This window comes from Paenibacillus sp. FSL H7-0737, from assembly GCF_000758545.1.
Classification (GTDB): Bacteria; Bacillota; Bacilli; order Paenibacillales; family Paenibacillaceae; genus Paenibacillus_AQ.
In genome coordinates, this window is sequence record NZ_CP009279.1 from 5,151,719 (window position 1) to 5,175,597 (window position 23,879).

Below are 23,879 nucleotides of genomic sequence, written 5' to 3' on the forward strand. Positions count from 1 at the left end.
TTTCCGCCAAGGGAAAAGATAAGGTACAGAAACGATCTTGGCTGAAAGGAGTAATCACATATGAGAAAATCAATGTGTCTGTTGCTGGTACTGCTGCTATTGACAAGCTGCGGTATCGCTAATAAAAAGACATCACCCTCTCCTCAGAATAAACAATCTGCGAATGCTGTAAAGGGTACGGGAAACCATGAGGTTCGGCAATTGGCCAACGATGGTGCAACTAATCCTAAGGCCACCTCAAAAGCTGGTCACACCGTCAGTGTTAAGGGCGAAAGTGAAATTGCACTTAAGGACCATTTTGAACAGTTGGCCAAAAGAGTTCCTGGTGTGAATGGTGCACACTGTGTAGTCATGAACAAGGTAGCCATTGTAGGTCTTGACGTAGAAGGTTCTCTAGACCGATCACGTGTTGGAAGCATTAAATATTCTGTAGCGGAAGCTATCCGCAAAGACCCTAGAAGCGTACGTGCACTTGTCACTGCCGATATGGATCTCTCCAGCCGCTTAGCGGACATGAGCCGTCACATCTCTCAAGGACATCCAATTTCCGGATTCTCATCCGAACTGGCTGATATCATCGGTCGAATCATGCCGCAGCTGCCAGAGGATACTAAGCCGATTAAAAATGCACAGTAGAGGACAAAAAAAGCCCAGTGATATTCTCACTAGGCTTTTTTCATGGCAGCAAATACTTGTCCGTCCAGCTTCTCAGCGGCACGTCCATCATAAACCTTTGCATATCTTGGGGCGGATTCAAGCTGCGCTCCATAAAAAAGCGCGTTACGCACCGCCATAATTTCAACATCAAAGCAGCACATCTTGAAAGGTACATCCTGAAGTGGATCCTGCTTTACAACGGCATTGCCGTTAATAGCATAGACAGTGCCCTCACCGAACACAGTGACGGTTACTAACGGGTTGACCTTCATGTTGTTCACGAGTCTGGAACGATGATCTACAGCCAGACGCACAGTACTAGGACTAACTGCATAAATCCACGAAATGGCCGTGGACGTTGGACCTCCTGATTCCGCATCAACTGTGTTGAGAAGAACAAAAGTTTCCGATTGCAGCATCGATAACAAGGTTTCGTTCAGCTGAGCAACGGCTTCGGACATAAGTACTGGCCCCCTATGCGGCGTAAATTCATTCAATTTATTATATTATAGCACAGGCTGAAACTTGCATTCAATTTTAGGGCGAAGTGTTATTAAGGATTTTAAGGCGCCTCAGTGGATTCTGAAGTGGAATTAGCAGAAACTCCTGCTAATCGATCCTGCAAGCTTTTCTTGGCAGCCTCAAGCTCCTCATCATTAATATATACATACGGACTTCGCCACGTTCCAGTCACGGGCTTGAATTCGATATCATCTTTGGAAATCTTCCAATAAGTCGCAATCATATCTTTAATCTGCGAATTTTCGATATCAGTCTTCATATTACTATCCACTGCGTCAAGTACCTTGCCTATTTTTAATACTCCACCAAGCGATTGCATCTGATCCACCAGTGAATGAAGGACCTCATTCTGACGTTTGTTCCGATCAAAATCGTCTGAACCCTTAGTCTTAGGCTTGCAATTAGATTTACGGTATCGCACATAATCTAGCGCTTTATCTCCATCAAGCTCCGCCGGACCTTTTTTCAAATTGATATTCGTACCGTCGACGCTGTCTGTATAACACATATTATCGCTAATGTTGACTTTGACTCCACCAAGCTCGTCCACCACATCGCGGAAGCCTTGAAAATCCAGAATCGTTGTATAATCTACGTCAATATCTAGATATTTCCCCATCATTGTCTTCATCTCATCTTCTGCCAAAATACCAGAAGAATCTTCTTTCCCCTTAAAGCGAGCATAGAATTCGTTAATCTTCGTTTGCTTGTATCCATTGAGCTCAACTAAGGTATCGCGCGGAAGAGAGACAATGGTTGCTGATTTTGTCTTAGGATTAAGCGCTGCAACCATAATAACATCTGTCAATCTAGATTGATGTTTTGGTCTATTATCCGTACCCAGGATAAGCATCGTCAGTGGTTTTTCTGTAGCCGAATGTCCTGGTGCAACCGTTCCTTTACTACCTGCATTAAAGACCCCATTTTCAAGCTTCCAATACAGATAGCCCCCGTAGCCCAATACGCCAAGAATCGCAATAATGAGTAAGGTTAACAGGATTCTAACTAATCTGCCAAAAAAGCCTCTCTTTTGCGGTTTCTTCTTTTTTTTCTTAGGAGCACCCTTCACAGGCTGTTTTCTATTATTCGGTTGTTGACCACTTGCTCGTGGAGGTAAACTGCTGTTTCGTGTACTCATAGTAGAATAAAGTCCTCTTCATTTCATTTGGAATTAAAATTGCTACACTTAAATAGACGTTGCATAAGCAGTAAAAGTTTCGATTACTGTCTTTTTGCTGCAGCTGCAGCCTTTCTCTTCTGTCGAGCTTCTACGATATAACGTATCCGTACCATCAGCATTAATCCGACGGCGACCAGCAGACACTGAATGATCGGTAGCTTATCATGTTGAAAAATGAGGAGCATGCCGGAGCCGATTGCCATCATTATGTACAGCATAATCTCTTTGCCAATCGATAACTTTTGATTCACACGAAATACCTGATTATACACAAATGTAAGCAATATAAAAATAACAATATAAGCGACGATTGGATGCTCAGCAAACCAGACTTGCATAGATACCGCACTCCTCCCAAATTTAAGATACGTTTACATTATATCATCAGTAAGGGAAGTTTTTGTTATAAAAAAACCGCCGAAAGTTAAACCTCCGACGGCTCTTTACTATAATAAGCTGATCTTACGCGTTTGCTTGTGCCATTTTACGTTGCTTCTCTACACGTTCGCGTTCGCCTTTGTTCAGAATCTTTTTGCGCAAGCGAATGGATTTAGGTGTGATTTCACAATATTCATCATCATTCAAATATTCAAGTGCGCCTTCCAAAGAGAAGGTACGTGGTGTCTTCATTTTTACAGTATCGTCCTTACCTGAGGTACGCATGTTGGTAAGTGCTTTTTCTCTACAGATGTTAACGATAATATCGTTATCACGGGTATGCTCGCCTACGATCATACCTTCATAAATTTCTGTACCTGCATCCAAGAAGAGAATACCACGATCCTCAACGCCCACTATTCCATATTGTGTTGTTGATCCAGTCTCACTGGCTACAAGCACACCTTGATGACGTCCGCCAACTTGACCAGCAACCAGTGGAGCGTAGCTGTCAAAAGCATGGTTCATAACGCCGTAACCACGTGTCAAAGTCAAGAAGTAAGTGTTGTAACCAATCAAACCACGTGCAGGAATCAGGAACTCCAAACGTACTTGACCCGTACCGTTGTTAATCATGTTGACCATTTCGGCTTTGCGAGTGCCCAGACTTTCCATAACAGAGCCCATGCTTTCTTCAGGAATGTCAATCATAAGACGCTCAAGTGGCTCCGATTTAACACCATCGATTTCTTTAATGATTACTTGTGGTTTAGAAACTTGCATTTCATAACCTTCACGACGCATATTCTCGATCAGAATACCAAGGTGAAGCTCACCGCGTCCAGAAACGATAAATGCATCAGGACTATCCGTTTCATCCACACGCAAACTCACATCTGTCTCAAGTTCTTTAAAGAGACGCTCACGCAGTTTACGAGAAGTTACCCATTTACCTTCTTTACCAGCAAAAGGACTGTTATTCACAAGGAAAGTCATTTGCATCGTAGGCTCGTCGATCTTAAGAACAGGCAGTGCTTCTGGATTCGCTGGATCAGCAATGGTCTCACCAATGTTAATGTCCTTGATCCCTGCGATAGCAACGATATCCCCTGCGCCCGCTTCTTCTGTTTCAATACGTTTTAAACCTTGGAACCCGAACAATTTCTCAATACGTGCGGTTTTACTCTTACCGTCACGCATAATTACAGTTACAGATTGACCTTGTTTGATCACACCGCGGTTTACACGGCCAATAGCAATACGACCCAAGTATTCGTTATAATCCATCAACGTTACGAGGAATTGAAGCGGGTCTTCTACACTTTCAGTTGGAGCTGGGATATGCTCAACGATTGTTTCGTAAAGTGAAAGCATTGTCTCATCTTGCTTCTCAGGAACCATGCTTGATGTACCATTAAGAGCAGATGCATAGACAACCGGGAATTCCAATTGTTCGTCATTTGCTTCAAGTTCGATGAACAAATCGAGCACTTCATCAATAACTTCCTTAGGACGAGCAGCTGGACGGTCAATCTTGTTCACGACAACGATCGGTGTAAGTTTTTGTTCCAATGCTTTACGCAGAACGAATTTCGTTTGCGGCATGCAGCCTTCATAAGCATCAACAACCAGCAATACACCGTCAACCATTTTCATAATCCGTTCTACTTCGCCACCGAAGTCAGCGTGTCCAGGTGTATCCACAATATTGATCAAAAACTCTTTATAAGTAATTGCTGTATTTTTAGCTAGGATTGTAATTCCGCGTTCCCGCTCGATATCGTTAGAGTCCATAGCGCGTTCTTGTACGTGTTCGTGTGCGCTGAAGATCCCCGATTGCTGAAGAAGCTGATCGACGAGTGTTGTTTTGCCATGGTCAACGTGGGCAATGATCGCAATGTTGCGAATATCTTTTCTTGAATGCATGATTTGTATCCAAATCCTCTCATTTATCAAATTAAAACTGTTAAAATTCTTAGCATGTCACGGCAGTCTCACAAAAGAAGCGCCAGGCAGAAAGCCGACGCTTCAACATAACATTAATATTATAGTGAAAGCACTATGAAAAGCAAGTCTTTTTATGAAAAAAACAGTTGGCAAATTCCGTTTTTTTTCACAAGATCCAACATTAATTAACTTCGATACCATCTATTTCGGCCACGAGTTCTACCCCGACCTGTAATCAGCCAAATTCCTGCCACGATGAATACAATACCAATTAGATAGATCACACCCGTACCCATAAGACTGAAAATACAAAGCGCTATGCTTAGAACGCCTAATATTACAGCAATTGCAGATAGTCCCCCTGACCGTCTTGGAGAATTTATGGAATATTCATACAGACCTACGGCAATGCCGAGCAGAAGCACAGGCCATAAATATTTCATAAGCCCCCATCCCCATATATTGCAAAGACCAAACAATAAACCATATACCGTTAATATTCCCGCGGGAATCAATACTGTTGCCGAAGCGCGGCGGCTAAAAAATAACATATGTAGAACCAATCCTGGAAGTAAAATCACTAGCGGCCAAAGGGCTCGTCCCAAAAATCCGAAGACCCCCAGCTTACCGAATAAAATCAAGACGCCCGCAGCTACAATGAATATACCTAGTCTCATGTCATTCTTGGAAGACATCCTTCACCCATCCCTTCAAATTCACGTCTACCTCATTACCTTGCCGTCTCATACCCAGAAAACGACAGGATTCTTATTCATATATTATCTGAAACATACACAAAATGCCATCACTGACCATGCAAAATATCCCCACAAAGTGGCGCTTTGCTTCGATGCGTACTCAGGTACTTTGCGGGGCCCCAAATATATACTTTCTGATACGCAAAAAAAGGACGATTCCAATTTATGGAGATGTCCTTGTAGTATTGCCTTTTATTGCAATTTATTAACCTACTGATGTTGTTCTTCGTTTAATTGCTCCAGTAACAACTACTAATATTCCTAAAGCGATCGGCAGTATGGAATGCGTGGATGGGAGCAAAAAGGAGAGCATTGTCCCTAATTTTGCATCCTGAAGCATCATATCACCTGCTGTAAAGGCTAAAATATAAGCGCCTATAAATACGAGTATCGGAAATCTATGCAGCCACCCCACAATGAGGCCACTTCCCCATACTACAATCGGAATGCTGAGCGCAATCCCGATGACAATTAAAGCCAAATCCCCTTTGGCTAGACCGGCAATTGCCAGGACATTATCAAGACTCATAATAAAATCAGCCACGAGAATCGTTCGGATGGATTTCCATACGGAGGATGTTTCCGCGACTCTAAGGTCCTCCTCTTCTTCCAGCAGCAGCTTGAACGCAATCCATAGCAGCAGAATTCCTCCTCCAGCCTGGATATAAGGGATTTTCAACAGTAATACTGCGACAAAAGTAAGCAAGCAGCGCAGAATAACAGCTCCCGCAGCTCCCCACCATACCGCAATCTTCCGGTGCTTCTCCGGAAGGTCCTTACTGGCCATCGCGATGACCATAGCATTATCTCCACTCAGCACAAGATTGATCATCAATATTTCACCAAGGAGCAATAATGATTCCATTCGCTTTTACCTCCCCGAATCACATGTAACTACATGTATGTTCGGAAGTGACAAGCTATGCTTCCTGTCCAACTTTTTTTTGAGGATGAAAGCATGTATGCCCCTTTTTTTGCGTATACAAAACTAAGCATATCTTCGTGCTCATCTTAACTAACTTTAGGGGTGACTATGCCTTGAATACATCCATATGGGAGTTTGTATTATCACTGCTCAATATTATTTTTCTAGATCTCATTCTGGCGGGAGACAATGCCATAGTCATCGGACTTGCTGCGCGTAATTTGCCGAACAGCACTCAAAAAAAAGCAATTGTGCTTGGAACAGCAGGTGCCGTCGTATTACGGATTTTCGCAACGGTTCTGGTCGTATGGTTATTAAAAATCCCTTGGTTACTGCTGGCAGGCGGGATTTTACTTATTCTAATTGCCTATAAGCTGTTAACAGATGAGAACAATTCAACGAATATCAAGGCTGGTCAAAGCTTAGGGGCCGCTGTGGGTACAATCATTCTAGCCGATGCTGCGATGGGACTGGATAATGTCATCGCCATTGCGGGAGTCGCTAAGCACAATATCTCTCTAGTTGTTATAGGACTGTTAATCAGCGTTCCAATTGTGGTCTGGGGAAGCACTCTCTTTATTAAATTAATCAACAAATATCCATGGATTATTTATATTGGCTCAGCAGTCCTAGGGTTTACAGCCTCAAGCATGATTACAGATGAGCAGCAGCTATCCCCATTTTTTGAGCAGCATCCACTATTGAGAGCTCTATTTATATTTGTGATCATTGTTGGCATCTTAATTGGAGGACACTGGAGACGCCAATCAAGCCATAATAATTCAAAAAAGCTGCCTCAACCGTAGATGTTGCTACGAATGAGACAGCCTTTTGTTCATAATATTAGAACCATTCTTCCTGTAATCCAGCTTGAGCACTTACTACATCTTTAGGCTTCTCATCTCCATACGGAGTGATCAGCACAGTCTCCGTGGCTTCAATCGCTGCGTCCAGCAATGCAGAATATCCAGGTAGCGTAGCTTCAATCTTATCTACAATCCGTAAATTCGGATTCGTTGTAGGTGATTTAGGTACAAATAATGTACAGCAATCCTCATAAGGAAGAATTGACAGGTCATAGGTGCCGATATTCTTAGACAGCTCTACAATATCACTTTTGTCCATCATTACCAGCGGACGTAAAAGAGGAAGTTCTGTCGCACGACCGATCACATTCATACTTGGTAACGTCTGGCTAGCAACCTGTCCAAGACTTTCACCGGTTACAATCGCGAGGGCACCCTCACGTTCAGCAAGCTGTGTAGTAATTCTCAGCATAGCTCGTCGCATCAACGTAATAATCAGATTATCCTGACCTATTCCGGTAAAAGATGTCTGCACCTCTGTAAAAGGTACTAAGTGTAGCTTGATGACTCCCGCATATCGTGACAATACCCGCGTAAGATCAACCACCTTTTGCCGGGCAAGCTCACTCGTATAAGGATAACTATAGAAATGTACGCACTCCACTTCGAGTCCACGACGCATGGATGACCAACCGGCTACAGGACTATCAATGCCTCCGGACAGCAATAACATCGCTTTTCCATTCGTACCAAGCGGAAATCCACCAACACCAGCAATATTTTCACAAAATATAAAAGTATGACCTTGACGAATTTCGACTTTCAGCTCCAATTGAGGTGACTTTACATCCACAGTAAGTCCGGAATAGCCTTGCAGCAGTGGTGTCGAGACTAGCTTATTCATCTCCATGGAGCCATATGGGAACTCTTTCCACACCCGGCGTGCATTAACTTTAAATGTAGTTCCCGGTGCAGGAGCGATGATCTCCAAAAAATGACGACTGACAGCCACAATATCCTCGAGATCTGACTTGGCCACCTTTACCGGACTGACAGAAGCGATTCCGAATACATTCTTCAATGCTTCTACCAATGGGGCAGCAGTTTCTCCATTCAGTTCCACGTAAATTCTTCCAAATTCTTTGGTTAGAACCACCTTTGGATATGGCTTAATCATTTCTTTCACATGACGTAGTACCGTTTTCTCAAATCTGGCACGGTTTTTGCCCTTTAATGTAAACTCCCCGAAACGCAAAAGCAGCATATCGGCATAATCAATACTATTGGCACTGCCTTTAGCAGATTCTTGATTCATCACACTCATTAGTTACTTCATACCTCCTTCAGCAATCTTTAAAGCTCGTACCGCAGTAATTAGTGCATTCTCAAGCGCCGCGACATCATCTTCAGTGTGACTATCACCGAAACTGATGCGAATGCCACCTGAAGCTACAGAGATATCTTTCCCCATAGACAATAGAACACGACTAGGTTCTGCCAGCCGGGAGGAGCAAGCTGATCGAGTAGAAACAGCCATCCCTAGTTCCTCCAGCTTACGGGCGAACACTTCCCCTTTCATGCCAGGGTATGAGAAATGCACAATATGAGGGGCTCCATCCTCTCTGCTGTTTATAACAAATTCAGGAACGCTGTGCAAGAAGCGTAACAGCCGATCCCGAAGTGGGAGCAATCGGGCATAGAAGGTTTCGCGCTGCTCAACACCCATCCGCACGGCTTTGGAAGAAGCAACAATTGCAGGTACATTCTCAGTTCCAGCACGTAGTCCCTCTTCATGAGAACCACCTGAAAGTAAAGGGAACAGTTGAATTCCTTCTTTAATATAGAGAAGCCCCGCTCCGCGAGGACCTCGAATTTTGTGAGGAGACAAGCTGTAAAGATCCGCTTTCCATCCTTTGAGGTCAACAGCAAGCTTACCATATCCCTGAACGCCATCCACATGAAATAAGGTTCGTGGATTTACGGATTTAATCAGCCTGCCAATCTCCATCAGCGGCTGTACTGTTCCAATTTCATTATTTACATGCATCACACTTACGAGTACGGTATCACGCCGTACTGCAGCAGCCACTCGCTCTGGATCAATCATTCCAGTGCTGTCAGGCGCTACAAAAGTAATCTCCCAGCCATTTTGCTGCAGCTGCAGACAACTTTCATACACAGAGGGATGCTCTATTTCTGTAGTTATCAGATGACGTCCTCTTGATTGATATTGCAAAGCAGCACCTTTAATGGCTAAATTGTTACTCTCCGTAGCCCCAGATGTAAATAGGATCTCCTTTGGTTGTACAGATAACGCAGCTGCACATACTTCTCGTGAACGCCTGATCAGCTTTGCCGCTTCACTACCGGCACGGTGTAAGGAGGACGGGTTAGCATAATGCAGCTTCATAATTTGTTCCATCGTCTTCACCACGTCTTCATAGGGTGGTGTGGCGGCGGCATAATCCCAGTAAAGCATATATCGATTATCTCCTTTACTTCTTTAAAGTACAGAATCATTCTTTTTTAAATTTCGAAAAAGGATCAAACGGTGATCCCAAATACCAACATGTGGTTTAAGGGAAATACCTGTTTGATCCTTTTTATTATACAGCGTATTCCGCGCGAGCGCGTTCTATTTTAGTGAGATAAGACTGCGTCTCTTTAGGGAGCAGTTTAAGTTTCTCCAATAATTCTTGATCATTGCTTACTCCAAGGTTAATTACCCTTGCAGGCCCTGCATTGTAAGCCGCTAATGCCATCTTTTCCTGTCCGTCAAAGCGTTTCAATTGATAAGACAGATAGCGTACACCACCATCAATATTTTGAGCAGGATTGAATGAATCAGAAACCCCTAAACCACGCGCTGTTCCATCCATTAATTGCATTAATCCTTTAGCACCAGCCGAAGAGACAACGTTTGGATTAAAGGAAGATTCTGTATCAATCACAGCTTTTATCAAATCGACTGGCACCCCGTACTTAGCACTCGCCGTTTGAATCAGATCATCATAGCTTGTTGGTTTAGTATCCGTTATTTCCCCGGAAATTACACTATCGATGCTTTCAGCTGTTCCGATCTGTTGCCATAACAAGCTACTAACTGATGAAGCATCCGGAAGTGACGTCAAGAAGCTTGTATCCCCGCCATTAGACGAGTTAGAAGATAAAGCTTGAAGCATTGCTGCAAATTGAGAGGCTGACGCGCCCGATCTTTTAGTTTCATTTGCTGAGCTACTCTTGTCGGTTGCACTCTTTAAGCTTACCCATTTAAGCTGCCCTAACCCATTGGTTACAGCGGGATTAATCTCCATACCGGCGCACTCCTTTGATCCTGTTGAATCATATCTATTGGTCTAACCTTAGATTTCGATGAATTACGGCTTAATATTACATTTTATCCGAGATTATTGCTATATGCTGGAATGAAAAACAGACTTCAGACCCTGATATTTAGGTCTAAAGCCTGTTATAATTCAAACTTACCAGTTCATTTTTAGCGAGCAAAGGGTATCATCACAAAGTAACTAAGTGTGGATACAATCCCTAACCCCATCGCCCATGCCCCAAGCGTTTTTTGCTCCTTGGCATATGCATAATAACCAATCACAACTGAAATGGGCCCAAGTATGATGGACCAGAGAAACAAGGAGGCAATACCCATAGCTAGCCCAGTATAACCTATCGCTTTGCTTCCACTATATTCCTCTTCATGCTCCTTAGCTTCACTCGCCACGCGTGGTGTTGTATCCCGGATCGGCATCGAAACCGGATTCACCTCTGCGGCATATTCCTCTTGATGTTCTCTGTCCCGGCGTGGATAGTCTACTCTGCGCGGACGCAAAATAACTTTTCTCGGACCGGATTGTTCATTTGATGAACCTGATTCATGTTCCTTTTCTCTGTCCATTAGGGCGGCCTCCTAGGAGTTCGGCTTAAATGTTAAACAGCATGTTGCAGACGATGTTGCGACTTGATCGTGGTGACCTTCATTCGTCATTTCTTCAGCATATTCTTCTTTAAATCCACTGCCAGCGTGCTTGTCGATCTCAATAATAATTTCTTCTGCCCGGCATAAATTATGCTCGCCCCAATAATGACAATTGCTTACACTGCATTTGACTAATGGCTTTACACTCGACATATTTATCACCTCGGCTTCATTATGTCCGCACGATTTACCCCCTATTCGACAGGATGGTTTCCAGTTGATGTAACGATGCCCACGCAAAATATCCCCACAAAGTGGGGGGGTGCTTCGATACGTACTCAGGTACTTTGTGCGGGCTCCAAATATATAAATTCTAATACGTCAAAAAAGGATCAGCCCTCGTCATTATGACGAAGTGCTGATCCTTTACACGAACTAGTGAACTGTTAAACCTGATTTTGCATACGTTTCTCAGTCAAATAGTCGTTCTCATAATAAGTAAGGTCATCGCGTAGCTCTTCATAGGTCTTGGTAATTTCTAGAATGATATCACGCGCCGGACGAACTGGCTTTTTACGGAAACGGATAGCATCCTGTCCAGTATAAGCATAACGTCCATCTTCAGAATAGCTTTCATTCTTTGGATAGAAGAAGTTATTCACGCCATAGTGATATACATTATAAAGCGCTTTCTGCGCAAAAGATTCATCGAATGTAGCACGACGCAGCGCAACTCCCAGCTTCTCATAAGACATTTCCGAGAACACTAACAGATGACGGACATCGGACAGAAATCCTTGATAAAATTGTACAGTTTCTTCATCATCTTCTGTTACAAGCTGAGGCAATGCATGCTCGTTCAGAAAAATTTCCATCTTATCAATCACATCTTTAAGTTTGTCTCTCGTCGATTCACATAATTTCTGCACATTGGCTGCTGACATGGCGGTTGCTCCCCCTTATTATTCCCTGCTCTTGTAGTCAATAAAGTTAATCTTATGAAGAAATAGTCTTTAGACATATCTCTTTATTCTTGCAATATCAGGATGCAAACACAGAGAAGTCTAACCTTCTGAAAATTAAAAGAACATCTATCGACGTATCTCCTGCAATATCAGGATGCGAACTCAAGATGCTTATTCTCTCTGATATTATCATAAAAAACGTTAGGAAGGTATCCTTTTCTAAGATGCATAAAACATACGCTCTCTTCTAAACCTATAGGCATTACAATGCGTAGAGGAGCGGAAATCATGTCACGTAAAAATCTAACGGTTGCAGGTTTGGTAACAGCTGCGTTCACAGTTGTATTACTTACCTTTGCGCTACGTCCTGCCACTAATGGGACGACGACCAGAGAAGTCGCTAATGTTGCTGTACCAAATCCTGCTCCAACTTCAGCCCTACATTCAGCACCAAACCCTTCACAGGAAAAATCATTGAAGAAAAGCTCCTTATCTCAAGATGTTGATGCGACGGATCATCTGAATAGAGTGGATGTCAGCAGACATTTGACTAAGCTCCTCTCTGAAACGGATGGAATGACTTCGCTTCATGATAAATCAGTGTATGCAAAACGTTTGCAGCAGAACCACGGATTTATCACTATGCTTATGTGGATTGATTTTCGCAAGCAAAAAACGGAAACCTTTAAGTCCTCTTCATTTCCTCAAGGAACCGAACAGGAGAATCAGCAGCTGCAAAAATATCTTAAGACGGCGAAATCAGCGATCCATGGTCATCAATCCTATGAATCTCCAACGTTTACAATCGGTAAGGAGAAATATTACTTTATCGCTCAGCGGAACAAAGAAAAAAATGTAGGCATCATTGCACTTATTAACCAAAAGGTGCTTGGTCGTGTGGCAGACCATCAGCTGAAGAACCTGCGTCTCATTCCTTATCCGAAGGAAGGTAAGTACCGTGTAGAATCCGTTCATACCGATAATTTAAAAGATATCACCGTTAAGACCGGTCATGATAACGAAAACGCCAGCCATTTTTATGAGAATGAAATTGTCGTACGTTTCCGCAACAACTCACCTACTCCGGGGCAGCTTCAAACGATAACCGCTGATATCAACGGCAAGAAGCCACGTAAGCTTGGGTATGCCTATATTTTCCGTTCGGAGAAGATGACTTATTATGAGCTCAAAGACTATTTCACCAATAAATGGCACCCCGAATATACGGAGCCTCACTATATGTATTTAACCAATGATACGATATCTAAAAACGCAGAGGGAACAGTTACTCCAAATGACATGTTATTCTCCACCTATCAATGGAATCTGCCAGCGATCGAAACGGAGCTGGGCTGGAATCTTTCTAAGGGAAGTAAAGAAGTGATCGTAGCCGTAGTGGATACGGGAGTCCAGATCAATCATCCGGATTTGAAGGGTAAGCTTTTGACAGGGTATAACGCGATCACCAATGGCTCCACTCCAGAAGATGATGTAGGACATGGCACACATGTATCTGGAATTATAGGCGCCCTGGTCAATAATGGAGAGGGAGTAGCTGGTATCAGCTGGTACAACAAGATCCTTCCGGTAAAAGCACTCGATAATTCAGGAGCAGGTACCACTTATTCTGTTGCAGAAGGAATCATTTGGGCAGCGGACAACGGTGCGAAAGTCATAAACTTGAGTTTAGGTAACTATGCGGATTCCCAGTTTCTTCATGACGCGATCAAATATGCCTACGACCGAGATATCGTCCTCGTATCTGCTGCAGGCAACGATAATACAGAACGACCAGGTTTTCCTGCTGCGTATCCCGAAGTGATTGCAGTAGCTGCAACAAATGCTTCAGGGGAAAAAGCTTCCTTCTCCAACTACGGCGATTATATTGATGTCGCAGCACCCGGAGAAAGCATAGCAAGCACTTACCCAGACAGCCAGTATGCCGCGTTATCCGGTACATCGATGGCCAGTCCTCATGTCGCTGCGCTGGCGGGTCTGGTGCGTTCACTAAATCCGAATCTAACGAATACGGAAGTTATGGATCTTATGACCAAAAATGCTGTTGATTTAGGCACTCCCGGGCATGACAAATATTTTGGCTGGGGTCAGGTCGATATCTATAAAACATTGCAAGCCGCTAGCGGCAATCAGGTTCCACTACAGCTATGGCCACAGCATGTACAAAAACAAATGAATCAATTGAAACAAAGATTAAGTAACTCTAAGTAACAACCTTAACCACCCATCTGCAAAAATCTACCAAGTAAACGGAGAAATAATCGTAAGCCTTCCTCCATATCCGTTTCATTCATTTGTGAATAACACAAACGGATATGCCGGGAAGGGGTCTCCGCAGAGTAACAAACATCACCCGGTAAAAAAGAAATGCTCTCCTGTTCGGCCAGCTCATGTAGCCTTCCGATATCAGGTGAAGCCGGCAACTCCAGCCAGAGATTAAGACCACCCTCTGGGAGAATATATTTTACTCCAGGCGGCGCGTAAAGCTTCAGAAGCTTCGCCGCCTTTTCCATGCGACCACGGAGTGTAACTCGTAACTGAGCAGCATAGGTTTCATACTTGCCCGCTATGAATGGCAGTACCGCCCTTTGTGTAAGCAGCGGACTCCCTAAATCACTTGCGGACTTGGCAGCGATAAGTCGTGACAGAATATTCCCACTAGCGGCTACACAGGCAATTCTGCAGCCGGGTGCAATAACTTTACTGAAACTCTTCATATATACTACATGCCCTTCGGAATCCATCGATTTGATCGTAGGCGGCGGAGGCGCATGGAAATATAAATCACTAAATGGATCATCCTCAACAATAAGGCAACGGTAACTGCGGGCTAATTCCAGCAGACGTTGTCTTCTTGCTATGCTCATGGTTACTCCACTTGGATTCTGAAAAGTAGGGATTGTATAAATTAGCTTAGGCGGTCTTTGATCACACATTCTTGTGAGAATATCCACCCGCATCCCTTCACCGTCCGTAGGTACAAAAATCATCTCTGCACCTCGTCCTGCAAAAACATCTATAGCTCCTGTATAACTAGGAGCCTCAAGATACACTGTGTCCCCAGGTCCGACAAACGTACGAGCAACCAGATCAATGCCTTGCTGAGTTCCGCTTGTGATCATTACATCAGAGGAAGTAAGTGCAATTCCACGTGTTTTTAAATGATCTCTCATAATTCCTCGCAGCTCCAGATCACCTTGGAAGTTCCCATAGGTTGCCATAAGCTCCGGCTGCTGCGTAACTAATGATGCGAAGGAGTCCCCAATATTTTTTAGAGGAAGTAACTCACTATGAATTGCAGCTATATGAAAGGGATACTTAACTTCAGAGTAATCAAAATTGCGCCAAAGCTGAGCTCGCGGCAAATAATCATCATATACATCCTGCCAGCGACCATCTTCCTGACATCTGGTGTGTTCAGGGTCGGCTACAAAGCAGCCTTTTCCTTGTCTGCAATAAATAAGTCCCCGCTTCTCAAGCACATCGTATGCCTTGCTTACTGTAACCTGGCTTACTCTCAAAGCTGTAGCCAAACTTCTTACGGAGGGCAGCCGGACACCTTGCTGGAGCAATCCTGATGAGATCCGCTGACTTAGGGTTTCACTGATTTGATGAGGCAGAGATTTACTGCTGGTTCGAATCAAATCGATATGCATGAACCCCTCACCTCCACTGTTATATTCAACGCTTTACTGTTATACAGTACTCCTATTATGATAGCACCAAATCGAAAGGTGGAGAACTCATTTATGGATATCAAATACTCGGCCGCAGCCAATCATCTAGGATCGTCAGCCGTTCGTGAGATTCTAAAGGTTACACAGGGCAATGACATTATTTCACTTGCAGGCGGGCTGCCTGGGGAGGATTTGTTTCCCTTGGAGGCAGTACGAGACGCTTATAACCGTGTACTCTCCAGCGATACCTCAGCGCTTCAATACGGACTAACCGAGGGCTTTACTCCACTACGTGACAAAATCGCTGAAAGACTTACTCGGCAAGGAATCCCTGTAACAGCGTCTGAGATGATTCTGACCACAGGTTCCCAGCAAGCCATAGATCTACTATGTAAAATACTACTTGATCCCGGTGATGCTGTACTTGTTGAAGCCCCCACTTATCTAGCAGCTTTACAGGTACTCGGCTCTTACCGAGCTGATATTCATACGATAAATAATGACGAGCAAGGCATTCTGCCAGATCACCTGGAAGATCAAATACAAAAATTACGGCCCAAACTCCTATATGCAGTTCCGACCTTCAACAATCCTTCAGGAGCAACCTGGAGTAAGGAACGCCGTGAAAAAGTGGTGGAAATTTGCCGCCGCTACAATGTTCTTATCTTGGAGGATAATCCCTACGGTGAAATAACCTTTGAGGAGAATAAAGATCTTTATCCACCCTCACTAGCGTCCATCGACAGAAGTTATGGTGGCGATTATTGTGTCGCTTACACTGGAACTTTTTCCAAAATCGTAGCCCCTGCCCTGCGTACCGGCTGGATTATCGGCAATTCCAATCTAATCAAGACCATCGCCAAAGCAAAGCAAGCAGCTGATCTGCATTCTAGCACCATTGACCAGCGCGCTTTAGATGAACTGCTGCTGCATTTCGATATTGAGCAGCATATCCGTGTCATCTCACGAGAATATTATTCTCGAATGAAGCTCTTATCGGCGGAACTCCGATCACAGAACTGGGAAAGAGCTCATTTTCTGGAGCCACGAGGCGGTATGTTCCTATGGCTAACGCTTTCCCAAGAGATCAACACGAAGGAATTACTTCCTCTAGCAGTAGAGAACGGTGTTGCTTTTGTTCCAGGTGAAGTGTTCTATTCATCACAGCCCCTTAAGAATAAGATGCGTCTGAATTTTACACATACGCCACCTGAGCTTGTACCCGTTGCTGTTCAGCGTCTGGAGAAGGCATTGGTACAATGGCGGGAGAGTCAACCCTCCGTTCAATCGTAATCATGCTAAAAAACCCGGCTTCTTCATCCTTTATGGGATGAGTAAGCCGGGTTTTTTTTATTTCTCAGCCATGCTTAGAGTAATTTATTTCTTAGATACTTCTATGCTATCTTTATTGAGCCTAAAATATCCATTTTCAACGAAAGACATGATTCGACTGACACTTACCCCTGTTTGAAGGGATATATTTAATACCATCGTGTCGGGTGAAGTCTCTACGATACGCCTGATTCTCTGATACATCTCATCACAACTATTGCACATCCTCTTATTGTTTCGTTCATATAAATGTCCGCAGAACCCGCAAATCTGATAATTACCCATGCTACACGTTTCCCACTTTCTACATATCTTCTTGCCACGAGCATAAACACCTTCGGCGTCTTTATAAGGATGGTAAGCGTTGCGAGAAATATAAGGATAATGTATAAAGTGAAACTTATACTTTCTTATATTTTAAAAAAGCGACGTGATCCGGTTTCCCGAGATACGCCGCCGCTTGTATAGTTGTTGTTGTTATCATAACGTTGCAGTTAGGAAAGTTTGCCGTAAGCCGGGTTCTGTGCTCGTCGTGGTTCAATCGGGAACTACCCTCCCACCATAAGCGACAATCATCTATCTAGGCCGTACATTACTGCACAGCTCCAGCGACCAACCTAGACGCGCCTCAGGCTAAGGCTGCCTATTCCAATAAAGGAATCTGCTGCGTCTCATTAGGTCTTGCTCCAGATGGGGTTTACCAGGAACGAAGTCACCAGCGTTCCTCGGGGTCTCTTACACCTCGGTTCCATCCTTGCCTGTGCCGCCCTAAGGCGGCCATCGGCGGTCCATTTCTGTGGCACTATCCTTCGACTCGCGCCGACTGGACGTTATCCAGCATCCTGCCTTATGGAGCCCGGACTTTCCTCCCGTGACGTCTTCACGTCACCGGCGATTGTCTGTCAAACTTTCCGAACAACATTATATATTATACAGACATCACATGTCTGGCACAAGCATTATTAAATGGCAATTTTATAGGAACTTAAATGGCTCCGTATTCACCTGCGAAGCATGTACAGCTGTATCGTACTTATGCTCCACCAGTTTCCCAGTCATCCATTCTGCTACTTTCTCTTTCATGATCTTCTCTGCATTATGTCCTGGATCAATCAGAGTGATCCCAGCGAGCACGGCATCCTGTGCTGTATGGTAATCAAGATCTCCCGTAACCAACACATCCGCACCGCGGAAAATAGCACTGTTATAATACTTTCCACCCGAACCGCCGAGAACAGCCGCTTTACGAATTGGACGATCCAAATCACCCACAACACGTACATGGTCAACTTTCAGACCTTTTTTTACCGTCTCAACGAATTGCCCAAGTGTGGTAGGCTCTTTGAGCTTTCCAACCCGCCCAAGCCCTAAACTGCGGCCTTTAAGATCCATCGTGTACAAATCATAGGCAACCTCTTCATAAGGATGAGCCTTGAGCATAGCCTGTACCACTTTATTGCGGATACTGTGTGGCACGATTGTCTCAATACGGATCTCCTCAGCACGCTCCAGCTTCCCTTTTTCCCCGATATAAGGATCTGTGCCTTCTCCCGGAATAAAAGTCCCGTATCCCTCGATATTGAAGCTACAATGACTATAGTTGCCGATTGCCCCTGCTCCTGCATTCAAAATGGCATCTAGTACCTTCTGATGATGATCCTTCGGCACAAACACAACCAGCTTTGACAATTGCTCTGAATGAATGTCTTTGATAGGCACTCCGTTTTCTATGCCAAGTGCTTCCGCCATCCAATCGTTCATTCCACCTTCGGTAACATCCAAATTAGTGTGACTGATGTAAACCGCGATGTCATTTTTAATCAATTTTTCATACATCCGGCCCATTGGAGTGTCTGTTTGAATCCCTTGCAGCGGACGAAAAATAATCGCATGGTGGGCAATGATTAGATTACAGCCGAGACGAATTGCCTCTTCGACGACTTCATCATTAACATCCAGTGCAACCAGCACATTGGTTATTTCTTTCTGTAAGGAACCTAGTTGCAGACCGACTTTGTCCCAATCTTCAGCTAAATGCTTTGGAGCCAGCTGCTCCATATATTGAATTACTGTTTGTCCTTTGGCAAGCATTGCAGCACCTCCGTTATCTCCTTGATCTGTTCTCGAATTAATTTCCGTTTATTCTCCGCAGATTCGAGTTCTGAACGTGACAATGATGTCAGGATGCCTTCCAATTTCTGAATCTCTCCCTGCCACTTGGCAAAAAACACTTCATTCGGTGCTTGGATCAGAAAAGGCCCCATCTGCAGCAAGGTATCCTGACCACGAACCATAGCAGAATTACCTAGCGTTACCTCACGATATACATTGGCATTCGTAATTCCAGCATTAGTATCCTCTGGAACAGCTGTTAATACTTCATATAACTTGCCGTCTTCTTCCAGAATACTTTCAGCGGTAAGAACCCATTCATTATTTAACAGCCAGCGGCGCAAAATATCCTCGCCCACATTCGGTTGAAGTACCAGTGTTGTAACATCCTTTAGCTTGCCTTGACTCTGACCACGGTCTAAAATCGAAGCAATTAAAGCCCCTCCCATGCCAGCGATCGTGATACAATTAACTTCACCAGGTTCCAGTACCTCAAGGCCATCTCCTCGACGCACCGAGATTACCTTCCCTAGTCCGGCCTCTGCAACGCCCTTACAAGCAGCATCAAAGGGACCCGGGTTTACCTCACCTGCTACTGCGAATACAGCCTTACCGCTTTCTACAGCAGCCACAGGAAGCAGAGCATGATCAGAGCCGATGTCTGCCAACCTGCTTCCTTGCGGAATTTGTTCCAGCAATTGCTGAAGTCGATCTGATAATTTCACATTGTTCATGTTGCCACCCACGTTATCCATTTTTTTCGAAACAAGAACAGCAGGGCCAAGCCTACCGCAATTTTTAAAATTAGCATAAACGAAATCCACTGTGGATAATCCTGCCTCAATAAAAGAGCATCGAGTTCCGGCATCATCCATAGTGATACTCCCACTGCAAAAAAAACACTGGCAACGCCTTTAACTTTGTGATGTAATAGCCAGCTCAGCCACACCATCATTACACAGAGTGGAAGCCATAAGAGCTCAAGCTCTAGCATCGAAGCCTCAGGGCGTTTTCCACCGAAGAATCCCGCATATAATAAGGCCCAAAAAGCATAACCGCAATACTGCAGCAAGCCTATACGGAGCACAAATCCCAGAATACACCATAACAAGCCGCAAGCCCCAATCAGAATCGGTCTCCAGAGCTGAGGATCAAGATCATGCAAAGCAATCAGCCATAGCCCAAAACCAAGCGATAACACACTGCCCAGCCCCGCCAGGATAAGACTAATAACATGATTTCGGGTCCTGTAAACCGCTGAGTATCCATAACAAATAATTAATACGGATAGTGCTGTTGCAAGTTGCAAAGGCCAGGGAAAAACGCTAAAATAAAGACTAATCAAGAAAATCAAGGAAATAATTCCAAAACCAAACAGCCAAATTTTGATGTTTCCCTGCTGTAGATTCTTCAGCGAAATCGGATTTCTATCCTTCGCCGCAGCTTCATCATCATACAGGTTGGTTAAGAAGTCGCAATATTGCTCTGGTAGCAATCTGTTGTTTCTCCAATATTGAATCTCTTTTATAATAATTTCGCGTTTTTCCAAATTCACTGGCTCATCCTTCTTTCCAGATACACAGGGTCAGCACTTTTAGGGTCGTAATTCAAATAAAAGAACCTCCTGCTACTGAGCAGCAGAAGGTCCAGTTCATGAAATACTATTCAAGGAAATCCTTAAGCCGTTTACTGCGGCTAGGGTGACGAAGCTTACGCAATGCTTTAGCTTCAATCTGGCGAATCCGTTCGCGGGTAACACCGAACACTTTGCCCACTTCTTCAAGTGTTCTCGTCCGGCCATCATCTAGGCCAAAACGCAGACGAAGTACATTCTCTTCACGCTCCGTGAGCGTGTCCAGTACATCCTCCAGCTGTTCCTTCAGCAGTTCATAAGCTGCTGCATCCGCAGGAGCCAAGGCTTCCTGATCCTCAATGAAATCTCCCAGATGAGAATCGTCTTCTTCACCGATCGGTGTTTCGAGCGATACTGGCTCTTGGGCAATCTTCATGATTTCTCTAACTTTCTCAACCGTCAGCTCCATCTCAGCCGCAATTTCCTCTGGCGAAGGTTCACGTCCCAGTTCTTGCAGTAATTGACGAGAGACACGAATCAGCTTGTTGATCGTCTCGACCATGTGTACAGGAATACGAATCGTACGTGCCTGATCCGCAATCGCGCGGGTAATAGCCTGACGAATCCACCAAGTTGCATACGTACTAAATTTGAACCCTTTGTTATGGTCAAATTTCTCTACCGCTTTGATCAGACCCATGTTACCTTCCTGAATCAGATCAAGGAACAGCATACCGCGTCCAACATAACGTTTAGCAATACTTACTACAAGACGTAGGTTCGCTTCAGCGAGACGACGTTTGGCTTCCTCGTCACCATTCTTAATCCGCATAGCAAGCTCTACTTCATCGTCAGCCGACAACAGCGGAACACGTCCAATTTCTTTTAGATACATACGGACAGGGTCATTAATCTTAATCCCTGGCGGCAGTGACAAATCATCATCAAAGCTGAACTCATCGCCCTCTTTGTCTTCATTGTCCTCATTTGGCCGGAGGCTGTTAACCTCCTCATCGTTCTCGTTTACAACTTCAATCCCCAAATCACTGAGTTGTTCATAGAACTCCTCCATTTGCTCGGGGTCTTGATCAAACGGCGATAATTTCTCCATAATATCTTTGTATAGCAATGATGATCTTTTCTTGCCTTGCTCAATAAGCTGATCCTTAACCTGATCCAAAGTAAATTCTGCTTCCAATTCAGTATGCTGATCGTTCGCCATAATTCGACTCCCTCCTCCCTAGGTACATCCTGTCAACATTTCATTGTCTCTCTAGGGCTATAATCTCACTTGCTATTTGTGCCGCACGCAAAAAGTCACCTGACTTTTCCGCCTGAATCATCTCTTCACGCTTCTGATCCATCTTGCGCTGCAGTGGGTATTTCCGTACTTCACGGATACAATCATCCAGCACCTGCATATTCCAGTCTGGAGGTGTATCCATCATGGAAATTGATGTAGCAGTTTTCTCTAGACGATCATCCTGAAGCGATGATAGAAACCGACTAATGCCGGGTGGTTTGCCTTGCGCGTAATAGGCATATAGATAAGCGGCAATTGCCGCATGATCATCGATGTTGAAATCTTCTCCGAGGCGTTCGCCCACATACGTGGCGGCTTCCGGGTCCTGAATCATAAAGGACAGTAGACGCCGTTCCGCAACATGATAAGCGGGCAGCAAAGTTGGTGTCTGCACTTGCCCTTTTTTATGCCTACCATTATTCCACCTTTTGTCGTTATTATCCCCTTCAGGGATGTTTTTTTGCATCGATGCCCTAAGTAAATTACAATCCTGCTTCAAACTATCATATGAAAGTTCCAGCTCAGAAGCGATTTCCCTTAGGTAAACCTCTCTCTCAGTCGAGGAATGTAACGAAGCAATGACCTCCAAAGCTTCTTTGACGTAGGCAATTTTGCCATCTTCCTCTAGGAGTATATGGTTTTTTTTCAGATATATAAGCTTAAATTTTATGGATGAAACCGCTGAATCAATAACCTGATCCATAAACCTTTCTCCACCATGCATTGAGATGAATTCATCTGGATCGAGTCCGCTTGGCAGTAAGGCGATCTTTACACGCAAGCCACTGCCTTCAAGCATTGGAATGGACTTCATAGCAGCTGCTTGTCCTGCCCGGTCACCGTCATAAGACAGTACAATTTCATCGGCCAGACTCTTCATCAGTGCTACATGACTTTCAGTTAAAGATGTTCCCATTGTTGCTACACCGTTATGCACACCTGCTTCCCAGGCCGAAATGACATCTCCGTATCCTTCAAAGAGGACGATTTGCCGCGTTTTGCGGATGGATGCTTTGGACTGGTGCAAATTGTATAAAATCCGGCTTTTGTTAAACAATCTACTCTCTGGAGAATTAAGATACTTGGGTTGTCCTTCACCAAAAATTCTTCCGGCAAACGCAATCACCTTGCCTGTGCGGTTCGCAATCGGAAAAATAATCCGACCACGGAAACGGTCTATATAGCCTTTACCCTCACCTCGGGCAGACAAGAGTCCACCTTTCTCCATCTCAGCAAGGTCAAAATTCCGTTTCTCCAAAAATTGTAGCAAAGTATCCCAGCGGTCCGGAGCATATCCGATCTGAAACTGGTCAATCATTTTATCGCTGAAGTTCCGGGCTCTTAAATACTCCATTGCGGCTTTGCCGTGTTCCGTATTCTTCAGCAAGTAATGATAAAACTTTGCAGACCATTCATAAGCTTGAATCAACCGATCGCGTTCCGGATCAGGAGGAGACATTAGGCCTCCCTTACCTTCAGGAACGGGAATATCACTTTCTTCAGCCATTATTTTGACGGCTTCGGGGAAGGTTAATCCTTCGATTTCCATCCTAAATTTGATGGCATTTCCACCCATGCCGCAGCCAAAGCAATGAAATACTCCCCGGTCGGGGGTAACTGTAAAGGAAGGGGTTTTCTCCGAATGGAACGGGCAGAGGCCCCATAAATATTTCCCCTGCTTGGACAAATGGACTACCTTACCGACTGTATCGACAATATCATGACGTGCAAGCACGCTTTCGATAACTTCTTCCGGAATATTCCCGTGTCCGCTAGCCACTTCAACCACCTTCAA

22 protein-coding genes and 1 other RNA gene are annotated in these 23,879 nt (G+C 44.3%); 4 read left to right on the forward strand and 19 right to left on the reverse strand.

Annotated features, from left to right (window positions below):
- Positions 1 to 60 precede the first annotated feature (60 nt).
- On the forward strand, positions 61 to 636 hold the full coding sequence (locus tag H70737_RS22575) for a YhcN/YlaJ family sporulation lipoprotein (RefSeq protein WP_042190892.1): 576 nt from the start codon (positions 61 to 63) through the stop codon (positions 634 to 636).
- Positions 637 to 665: 29 nt separating this feature from the next.
- Here the strand turns inward: H70737_RS22575 and H70737_RS22580 are convergent, their stop codons facing one another.
- The 6 genes from H70737_RS22580 to H70737_RS22605 all read right to left on the reverse strand — a co-directional run bounded on the left by H70737_RS22580 (position 666) and on the right by H70737_RS22605 (position 6,307).
- Complete coding sequence (locus tag H70737_RS22580; protein ID WP_042190894.1) at positions 666 to 1,118, reverse strand: pyridoxamine 5'-phosphate oxidase family protein; 453 nt, start codon at positions 1,116 to 1,118, stop codon at positions 666 to 668.
- 101 nt (positions 1,119 to 1,219) lie between these two features.
- Positions 1,220 to 2,317 carry an LCP family protein gene (locus tag H70737_RS22585; protein ID WP_042190896.1) on the reverse strand — a complete coding sequence of 366 codons (1,098 nt, stop codon included), beginning with the start codon at positions 2,315 to 2,317 and terminating at the stop codon, positions 1,220 to 1,222.
- 83 nt (positions 2,318 to 2,400) lie between these two features.
- On the reverse strand, positions 2,401 to 2,697 hold the full coding sequence (locus H70737_RS22590; protein ID WP_042190898.1) for a YlaH-like family protein: 297 nt from the start codon (positions 2,695 to 2,697) through the stop codon (positions 2,401 to 2,403).
- Between the two features lie 124 nt (positions 2,698 to 2,821).
- Positions 2,822 to 4,663 carry a translational GTPase TypA gene (gene typA, locus H70737_RS22595; RefSeq protein WP_042190900.1) on the reverse strand — a complete coding sequence of 614 codons (1,842 nt, stop codon included), beginning with the start codon at positions 4,661 to 4,663 and terminating at the stop codon, positions 2,822 to 2,824.
- A 206-nt stretch (positions 4,664 to 4,869) separates the two neighbouring features.
- Entirely contained in the window at positions 4,870 to 5,379 is a 510-nt protein-coding gene (locus H70737_RS22600) for a hypothetical protein (RefSeq protein ID WP_042190902.1), read from the reverse strand.
- A 268-nt stretch (positions 5,380 to 5,647) separates the two neighbouring features.
- Positions 5,648 to 6,307 (reverse strand): TerC family protein, encoded by a 660-nt coding sequence (locus H70737_RS22605; RefSeq protein WP_042190904.1) that lies wholly within the window; start codon positions 6,305 to 6,307, stop codon positions 5,648 to 5,650.
- A 173-nt stretch (positions 6,308 to 6,480) separates the two neighbouring features.
- On the opposite strand from H70737_RS22605, the gene H70737_RS22610 reads away from it, so the two are divergent.
- A complete protein-coding gene (locus H70737_RS22610; protein ID WP_042190906.1) occupies positions 6,481 to 7,173 on the forward strand; it encodes a TerC family protein in 693 nt (230 codons plus the stop codon).
- 37 nt (positions 7,174 to 7,210) lie between these two features.
- Here the strand turns inward: H70737_RS22610 and thiI are convergent, their stop codons facing one another.
- The 6 genes from thiI to H70737_RS22640 form a co-directional block, all read right to left on the reverse strand.
- A complete protein-coding gene (gene thiI, locus H70737_RS22615; protein WP_231573334.1) occupies positions 7,211 to 8,497 on the reverse strand; it encodes a tRNA uracil 4-sulfurtransferase ThiI in 1,287 nt (428 codons plus the stop codon).
- Positions 8,498 to 8,500: 3 nt separating this feature from the next.
- A complete protein-coding gene (locus H70737_RS22620; RefSeq protein WP_042190908.1) occupies positions 8,501 to 9,652 on the reverse strand; it encodes a cysteine desulfurase family protein in 1,152 nt (383 codons plus the stop codon).
- A gap of 127 nt (positions 9,653 to 9,779) precedes the next feature.
- Positions 9,780 to 10,487, reverse strand: coding sequence for a lytic transglycosylase domain-containing protein (locus H70737_RS22625; RefSeq protein ID WP_042190910.1), 708 nt, complete (start codon positions 10,485 to 10,487; stop codon positions 9,780 to 9,782).
- A gap of 182 nt (positions 10,488 to 10,669) precedes the next feature.
- Positions 10,670 to 11,083 (reverse strand): DUF5353 domain-containing protein, encoded by a 414-nt coding sequence (locus H70737_RS22630; protein WP_231573335.1) that lies wholly within the window; start codon positions 11,081 to 11,083, stop codon positions 10,670 to 10,672.
- 12 nt (positions 11,084 to 11,095) lie between these two features.
- On the reverse strand, positions 11,096 to 11,317 hold the full coding sequence (locus tag H70737_RS22635; protein WP_042190912.1) for a DUF1540 domain-containing protein: 222 nt from the start codon (positions 11,315 to 11,317) through the stop codon (positions 11,096 to 11,098).
- Between the two features lie 233 nt (positions 11,318 to 11,550).
- The gene (locus tag H70737_RS22640) at positions 11,551 to 12,048 is read right to left on the reverse strand and encodes a YpuI family protein (RefSeq protein WP_042190914.1); all 498 of its coding nucleotides are present in this window, start codon (positions 12,046 to 12,048) and stop codon (positions 11,551 to 11,553) included.
- 309 nt (positions 12,049 to 12,357) lie between these two features.
- Between H70737_RS22640 and H70737_RS22645 the strand changes: the two genes are divergently transcribed.
- Positions 12,358 to 14,298 (forward strand): S8 family peptidase, encoded by a 1,941-nt coding sequence (locus tag H70737_RS22645; RefSeq protein WP_042190916.1) that lies wholly within the window; start codon positions 12,358 to 12,360, stop codon positions 14,296 to 14,298.
- A 5-nt stretch (positions 14,299 to 14,303) separates the two neighbouring features.
- Here the strand turns inward: H70737_RS22645 and pdxR are convergent, their stop codons facing one another.
- Positions 14,304 to 15,743 carry a MocR-like pyridoxine biosynthesis transcription factor PdxR gene (gene pdxR / locus H70737_RS22650; RefSeq protein WP_042190918.1) on the reverse strand — a complete coding sequence of 480 codons (1,440 nt, stop codon included), beginning with the start codon at positions 15,741 to 15,743 and terminating at the stop codon, positions 14,304 to 14,306.
- A gap of 93 nt (positions 15,744 to 15,836) precedes the next feature.
- On the opposite strand from pdxR, the gene H70737_RS22655 reads away from it, so the two are divergent.
- Complete coding sequence (locus tag H70737_RS22655) at positions 15,837 to 17,057, forward strand: aminotransferase-like domain-containing protein (RefSeq protein ID WP_042190920.1); 1,221 nt, start codon at positions 15,837 to 15,839, stop codon at positions 17,055 to 17,057.
- Between the two features lie 534 nt (positions 17,058 to 17,591).
- On the opposite strand, the gene rnpB is transcribed toward H70737_RS22655, so the two are convergent.
- The 6 genes from rnpB to dnaG form a co-directional block, all read right to left on the reverse strand.
- Positions 17,592 to 18,007: RNase P RNA component class A (gene rnpB / locus H70737_RS30075), an RNA gene on the reverse strand.
- Between the two features lie 64 nt (positions 18,008 to 18,071).
- The gene (locus H70737_RS22660; protein ID WP_042190922.1) at positions 18,072 to 19,187 is read right to left on the reverse strand and encodes a Nif3-like dinuclear metal center hexameric protein; all 1,116 of its coding nucleotides are present in this window, start codon (positions 19,185 to 19,187) and stop codon (positions 18,072 to 18,074) included.
- Positions 19,163 to 19,933, reverse strand: coding sequence for a tRNA (adenine(22)-N(1))-methyltransferase (locus H70737_RS22665; protein WP_042194371.1), 771 nt, complete (start codon positions 19,931 to 19,933; stop codon positions 19,163 to 19,165). Before H70737_RS22665 ends, H70737_RS22660 begins: the two co-directional genes overlap by 25 nt.
- 5 nt (positions 19,934 to 19,938) lie before the next feature.
- Positions 19,939 to 20,763: a hypothetical protein gene (locus H70737_RS22670; RefSeq protein ID WP_042190924.1), complete on the reverse strand. Its 825-nt coding sequence runs from the start codon at positions 20,761 to 20,763 to the stop codon at positions 19,939 to 19,941.
- A 106-nt stretch (positions 20,764 to 20,869) separates the two neighbouring features.
- Positions 20,870 to 22,003 carry an RNA polymerase sigma factor RpoD gene (rpoD, locus tag H70737_RS22675; protein WP_042130309.1) on the reverse strand — a complete coding sequence of 378 codons (1,134 nt, stop codon included), beginning with the start codon at positions 22,001 to 22,003 and terminating at the stop codon, positions 20,870 to 20,872.
- 40 nt (positions 22,004 to 22,043) lie between these two features.
- The gene (gene dnaG, locus H70737_RS22680; RefSeq protein ID WP_042190927.1) at positions 22,044 to 23,864 is read right to left on the reverse strand and encodes a DNA primase; all 1,821 of its coding nucleotides are present in this window, start codon (positions 23,862 to 23,864) and stop codon (positions 22,044 to 22,046) included.
- Positions 23,865 to 23,879 lie beyond the last annotated feature (15 nt).